The sequence below is a fragment of the Verminephrobacter aporrectodeae subsp. tuberculatae At4 genome (genome assembly GCF_000193225.1).
Taxonomy (GTDB): Bacteria; Pseudomonadota; Gammaproteobacteria; order Burkholderiales; family Burkholderiaceae_C; genus Acidovorax; species Acidovorax aporrectodeae.
Window position 1 is genome coordinate 1 of the sequence record NZ_AFAL01000465.1, and the last position, 7,095, is coordinate 7,095.

The window sequence follows — 7,095 nt, forward strand, 5'->3', positions numbered from 1 at the left end:
GTAAACCTCGCCGGTGTGCACGACGACGCGGGAAACGCCGGTACCTACATCGCCTCCAGCGCCTACTACTCCGTGGACACCGTGCGCCCCACGGCCACCATCACGCTGGCCGACAGCGCGCTCACCGCGGGTGAAACCACCACCGTCACTTTCACTTTCAGTGAGCCCGTCACCGGCTTTGATACCAACGACATCGACCTCTCGAATACCAACGGCACACTGAGCCCGCTCCGGGTCACCGCCAACCGCGCGATCTGGAGAGCCTACTTTACGGTCACGCCCACGGCCAACGTCATCGACGTGACGAATACCATCCGCGTAAACCTCGCCGGTATAAGCGACGATGCGGGCAACGCCGGTACCGGCAGCGTCGCCAGCGCCAACTACACCGTTGACACCCGCGACACCACCGGTCCCGAGGTCACCATTACGCTGGCCGACAGCGCGCTCACCGCGGGTGAAACCACCACCGTCACCTTCCGCTTCAACGAGTCCGTCACCAGCTTTGATGCCAGCGACATCGACCTCTCGAATGCCAACGGCACGTTGGGCCCGCTCACGCCCAACGCCAACCGCACGGTCTGGACGGCCACCTTTACGCCCACGGCCAACGTCATCGACATGACCAATACCATCCGCGTCAACCTCACCGGGGTGCGCGACGACGCGGACAACGCCGGTACCTACATCGCCCCCAGCGCCAACTACGCCGTGGACACCCGCGACACCCCCGGCCCCACGACCATCATTACGCTGGTCAACAACAGACCGCTCGGCGCGAACAGGGTCACCACTACTACCACCTTCACCTTCAGCAAGCCCGTCAACGGCTTTGACATCAGTGACATCGCGTGCACCAGCGGCACGCTGAGCCCGCCCACGGCCAACGCCGACCGCACGGTCTGGACAGCCACCTTTACGCCCACGGCCAACACCAGCGCCTGGACGAATACCATCCGCGTAAACCTCGCCGGGGTGACCGACGACGCGGGCACCGCCGGTACCGGCAGCGCCATCAGCGACAACTACGTCGTGGACACCACGCGGCCCACGGCGACCATCACGCTGGCCGACACCGGGCTCACCGCGGGCGAGACCACCACCGTCACCTTCCGTTTTAACGAGATCGTCACCAGCTTTGACACCTGGGACATCGTGTGCAGCAACGGCACGCTAAGCCCGCCCACGCTCATGGAGAACACCCGCTACACGGTCTGGACGGCCACCTTTACGCCCACGGCCAATGTCTACGCCCCGACGAATACCATCCGTGTGAACCTTGCCGGCGTGGCCGACTACGCCGGCAACACCGGCGGTGCCGAAACCACCACCAGTGCCAACTACTCCGTGGACACCCGGCCTGCCAACACCACAGGCCCGACCGCCACGATCACACTGGCCGACACCAGCCTGACCGTGGGGGAAAGCACCACCGTCACCTTTGCCTTTGGCGAACTCGTCACCGGCTTCACGCGCGATGACATCGTGCTCACCCATGCCAATGGCACACTCGGCGAACCCACGACCCATGACCATGGCAGAACCTGGACCGCCACCTTCACGCCCACGGCCGACGTCGAGAACAGCAGCACCATCGGCGTAAACCTTGCCGGCGTGACCAACGCCGCAGGCCGCGCCGGCACCGACCACGCGAATAGCGCCAGCTACCAGATTGATACCCGGGCCCCGGTGGTGGCCAGTGCCTCAGTAGGCGACGAATGGTTGGAACTCCACTACACCGAAGGGACCTACCTGGACGCGACCCATATCCCGCCCGCCACGGCCTTTGCGGTGTGCGTCGATAACGTGCTCACCGCCATCACGGTGTCCGCGCAATACAACGTCATCCACTTGACGCTGGCCACCCCTGTCGCCAGCAGCCAGCAAGTCACCGTCGCCTACACCGACCCCACGACCGGCAACGATGCCAACGCCATACAGGACACGGCCGGCAACGACGCGGCCAGTTTCTCGGCCATGGCGGTGAGGAACTACACACACGCGCCACAGAGCCAGGCCCGCTCAGCTCCGTTGACCCCCTCAACCCCGGCAGGCCCAAGGAACAAGAACACCCAGGACGACACAGACAGCGACAGCATTCCCAACAACGCCAAAGACCAGCCCCCCGGCACCCCCAACCCCGCTGACGCAACCCCCGCGATCGACAACGACAGCAACAGCGACGGCACCCCGGACAGCACGCAAGCGGCGGTGCGTTCGACCCGCGTCGTGCTCAGCAGCCCCACCGGAGCAAGCCAACCCGCAGACGCGACCAGCACCCATGTAACCCTGGTAGCCGGCAGCCAGGACGGCAGCCAGGACCCGGACAGCAGCAGCGCCCACATCACCCGCCTGGAGCAAAAGGACACCCCCGCCCCATTGCCCCAGGGAATGGAGACACCCCTCGGGCAACTCAGCTTCGAGGCAACGCTGGCCACGGGCCGCAGCAGCGAGAAGTTCAGCCTGTATCTGGACCCGGCGCTGGGCGTCAACGGCTACTGGGTCAGGGACAGCGCCGGCAACTGGGTCAACCTGAGCAGCGCGCCTTACGGCGGCAAGATGGCGAGTGAGGGTGGGCGGCTGCGGCTGGACTTCGAGATCAGCGATGCGGGCCGTTCGACGCCGACGGCCGGGTCAACGGCAGCATCACCGCGCCCGGCGCCGCAGCGCAGATGTCCTTGTCCCTCATGGGGCAGGCGCCGGACGCGGCGGGTGGCCTCTGGTTCTGACGGGGCCGCGCGGGGCCTGGACAGCGGCGACCCAAGCCTGTCCGCCCCGGCGAACGGCTTGAACCCGAAGGGGCTCCCGGGTTGGCGCCGCGTTCGCCTGCATGCTGTGGGGACATGCTCGCCTGCGCGAGTCGGCCGCACTCCGGCATGCAGGCCAGCCCCCCCCGGACGCCAAACGATCCCGGTCGAGCAGGCGACAAGCCAGCCATCCTCCGCGCCCCCGCCCCGACTGGCTGCAAGACCACAGCGGCACCTGGGTGAACCTGGCGAGCAGCCCTTACGGCGGCAAGATGGTGGACGAAGGCGGGCGGCTGCGGCTGGACTTCACGATCACCGACGGCGGAGCGTTCGACGCCGACGGCCAGGCCGACGGCAGCATCACCGCGCCCGGCGCCGCAGCGCAGATGCCGCTGTCCATCGTGGGGCAGGCGCCGGATGGGGCGCATGGCGGGTTCTGGCTCTGAGGCCGACTCCCGAATCGGGCATTCGTCCGGAAAAAAAACCGCTATTGCGCCTGCGCGGCTCTGGCCTGGTTCACTGCCACGGCATGCCCGCGGCCATGTAACTGATCTGCTCCGCAGCAGCGCCGCAGCGCCCCTTGCGGCAGGGGACACCAGGGCCCCAGCGGCATCCTGCCTGCTTGGGTAAGGACCTCCATCCCCGACCAGCCGAAAGACCGGCGCGATGCCGCTTTCGTAGCGCCCGATCCCGCGCAACGCCAAGGCTTCCACCGGGGTGTTGCAAGCATCCATGCCCGCCTCTCCGAGCGTCCGATGGACAAGCTAACACTTATTATTTTCTAAAATTAAATTGCAATTATTCACATACAATTCGCGACATGTTGGGCCGTCCCTTCTCCCCATGCAGCCCCTCCTGAAACATGGGCAGGACCATGGCACTGCCTGAACGCCGTGCATCCCCGCACGCGGTAAGAACCGCTGCTCAGGCTGCACGGCGGGCTGCTGATTTCGCCCCCACGGGCGCCCAAACGCGGGGGTCGGACGGGACCACAGGACGCCACCTGCCCCCTGCTGACCAAATCAGTCACGCACGCCTGCACCACCCCGCAATGACACCCCTGCCGGATCGGCAAGGGTCCAACGCATTCAAGAAACCGTTCACGGCCCTCGCCGGGGACTGCGCATGCAGTCCATGGTTCGGGCAGCGTTGTCGATTCCCGCACAGAAGGGATGGCCTCCTGGCACGCGCCGCCGCCGCCAGAGAGACGCAACGCACCCCTTCGGACAAGACCGCGAACAGGCGCTGCCCCCCGGAATCGCCCCGGGTGCCTTCCCTGTCCACAGGGCCATGCGCCCAAACCCCGGCCACCCCCCATCCCACTCCCAAAGCACCATGAGCATCGATGCGCACACCCCCCCCGGCCTCCGCTCGGGCGAGACCACGAACACCGGGGGCACCCGGCGCCCCATGCTCGCAGCGATCAACCCGATCACCATCGGCAAGGACAAACTGGGCATTGGCGCGAGCACCACCGTCACCATCCGCTTCGCCGAAGCCATCGCGATCGACAGCTTCACCACCGCCGACCTGATCGTGGAGGGCAGAGGCGTGACGCTGTCCAACGACCTGAGGAGCACCGACGGCGGCATCACCTGGACGGTCACGCTGCAGGCTCCGACGCAGACGGTTCTCAACAACGCCGAATACGCCCTCCTCCACGGGCACAACTCAACGGGCAACCATATCCGCGTCAAACTCACCGACGTGACCAACCCCGCAGGCAACGCCGGTGTGGGCCAGGCCGTCTCCGCAGTCACCTACGACATCGACGTCCGGAGGCCCGACGTCGGCATCAGGCTGAGCGACGACACCCTCACCGCGGGCGAAACCACCACCGTCACCTTCAGCTTCAACGAGCCCGTCACCGGCTTTGATGCCGACAAGGTCGACATGACAATGGCCAACGGCACGCTGGGTCCGCTGACCCTCCTCGAAGATGGCAGGACCTGGATCGCCACCTTCACGCCCACAGCGAATATCAGCTCTGAGAACAACGAAATCCGCGTCAAATTGTTCGGCGTGGCGGACTTGGTGGGCAATACGACGGACGACGCCTCCGCCGCCGCCATCAACAACCGCTACACCATCAACACCCGCACCACAGACCAGACAACCCGCCTGAGCGCACGCGTTACGCTGACCGATGAGCCCCTTACGACGGGAGAAAAGACGACCGTCGTCATCGCCTTCAACAAGCCCGTCAACGCCAACACCTTCACGCGCGATGACGTGGACCTGACACAGGCCAACGGCACGATCAGCAACCCCATACGCAGCGCCGACGGCCGAACCTGGACGGCCACCTTCACGCCCACGGACAACGTCATCGACGAGACCAACACCATCAGCGTGAACCTCGCGGGCGTGACCGACGCCGCAGGCACCGCCGCAACCGGCCGCGCCACCAGCGACAACTTCCGCGTGACCACCACGCTACCTAACGCCACGATCACGCTGGCCGACAGCGCGCTCACCACGCACGAAACAACGCTCGTCACCTTCACCTTCAACCAACCGGTCTTCGACTTCATGAGGGATGACGTCGTGTTCGACGGCACCACCAGCGAGCTCAGCGAGCTCAGCGCGAACGGGTCCACGCCCCAAGACAGATTCAAAATCTGGACCGCCACCCTCACACCCAAGTCCAACGTCAACGACCAGACCAACACCATCAGCGTCAACCTGGCCGGCGTCATCACCCCGGCAGGCAAGTCCGGTACCGGCACCGCCCGCAGTGCCAACTACACGGTCAACACCGGGCTGCTCACCGCCGCCAACCGCCCCACGCTCGCAGCGACCACCCCGATCACGATCGGCGACGACAAACTGAGCATGGGCGAGAGCACCACCGTCACCATCCGCTTCGCCGAAGCCATCGAGACCGACAGCTTCAGCATCACCGACCTGACCGTGGGCGGTTCCGCGACGCTGAGCAACCTGCAAAGCACCGACGGTGGCACCACCTGGACGGTCACGCTGAAGGCTCCGGAGCGCAGTGACATCCTCGGCGGCGACTTCGCCCGGTACAACTCAACGGGCAACCATATCAGCGTCAACCTCACCGGCGTGACCAACCCCGCAGGCAACGCCGGTGTGGGCCAGGCCGTCTCCACGGTCACCTACGACATCGACGTCTCGGCGCCCGGCGCCGCCATCACCCTGGCCGACAACGCCCTCACCGCAGGCGAAACCACCACCGTCACCATCACCTTCACCGAGCCCGTCACCGGCTTTGACGCCAGCGACGTCGTGCTCACCGACGCCAACGGCACGCTGGGCCCGCTCACGCCGAACGCCGAGCGCACGGTCTGGACGGCGACATTCACGCCCACGGACAGGGTCAATGACGCGGCGAATACGATCAGCCTGAACCTCAGCGGCGTGCGCGACGACGCGGGCAACGCCGGGGTGGGCAGTGCCAGCAGCGCCAACTACAGCGTCAACACCCAGTTGTCAGACACCACGGCCCCGCAGCTGATCACCACCGGCAACTATAGCCCCAGGGCCTTGAACAACGAGTTGCTGCTCAACTTCAGCGACCAGAGCGACATACCCACAGACTCGAACCGCCTGCCGACGACCGGGGATTTCACCGTGCTCGTCAATGGCGTACCGAATCTCGTCACGAATGTCAGTGTCAACACGGACCTTCGCTCCAAGGAGGTGGTCCTGACGCTGGCCACCCCCCTGGAGCCTGGTCAGGGCGGCGTGACCGTTGCCTACAACGACAGCACGCCCGCGGACACCAAGGGCATACAGGACACGGCTGGCAACCGCCTGACCAGCTTTCCGACCACGGCGGTGCGCAACATGACGGTGGACCACTCGCCCCCGGTGCTGATCACCACCGGTACCAGGAGCCCCTGGGTCAACGGCGACCAGCTGGTGCTCAGCTTCCAGGACGCCAGCAACCTGTCGACCGACAAGCCGGCCAAGGAGACTTTTACGGTGCGCGTGAATGGCAACGCCCGGGTCGTCAGCGACGTCGCCGTGCATGCCGAGGCCAAGACGGTGACGCTGACGCTGGCCACTGCCGTCACCCGGGGTCAGTCGGTGACCGTTGCCTACGACGACCCCACCCCGGCCGCCGACGACGCCTACGCAATACAGGACGTTCACGGCCATGACGCAGCCAGCTTTGCGGCCACCGCGGTGACGAACAACACCCCGGCAACAGACACCACCGGCCCCACGGCCACGATCACGCTGGCCGACAGCGCGCTCACCGTGGGCGAGACCACCACCGTCAGCTTCCGCTTCAGCGAGCCCGTCACCGGCTTTGACGCCGACGACATCGTGCTCACCGACGCCAACGGCACGCTGGGTCCGCTCACGGCGGGCGCCG

The 7,095-nt window shown here is 66.1% G+C and carries 2 protein-coding genes; both read left to right on the plus strand.

The features are described from left to right. Positions 1 to 3,294: Ig-like domain-containing protein (locus tag VTU_RS35875; RefSeq protein ID WP_010105594.1), on the plus strand; the 3,294-nt coding region annotated here is incomplete at its 5' end. Between the two features lie 788 nt (positions 3,295 to 4,082). Beyond that, positions 4,083 to 7,095, plus strand: a 3,013-nt coding sequence (locus tag VTU_RS27490) for an Ig-like domain-containing protein (protein WP_010105596.1), incomplete at its 3' end; no start/stop codon positions are given.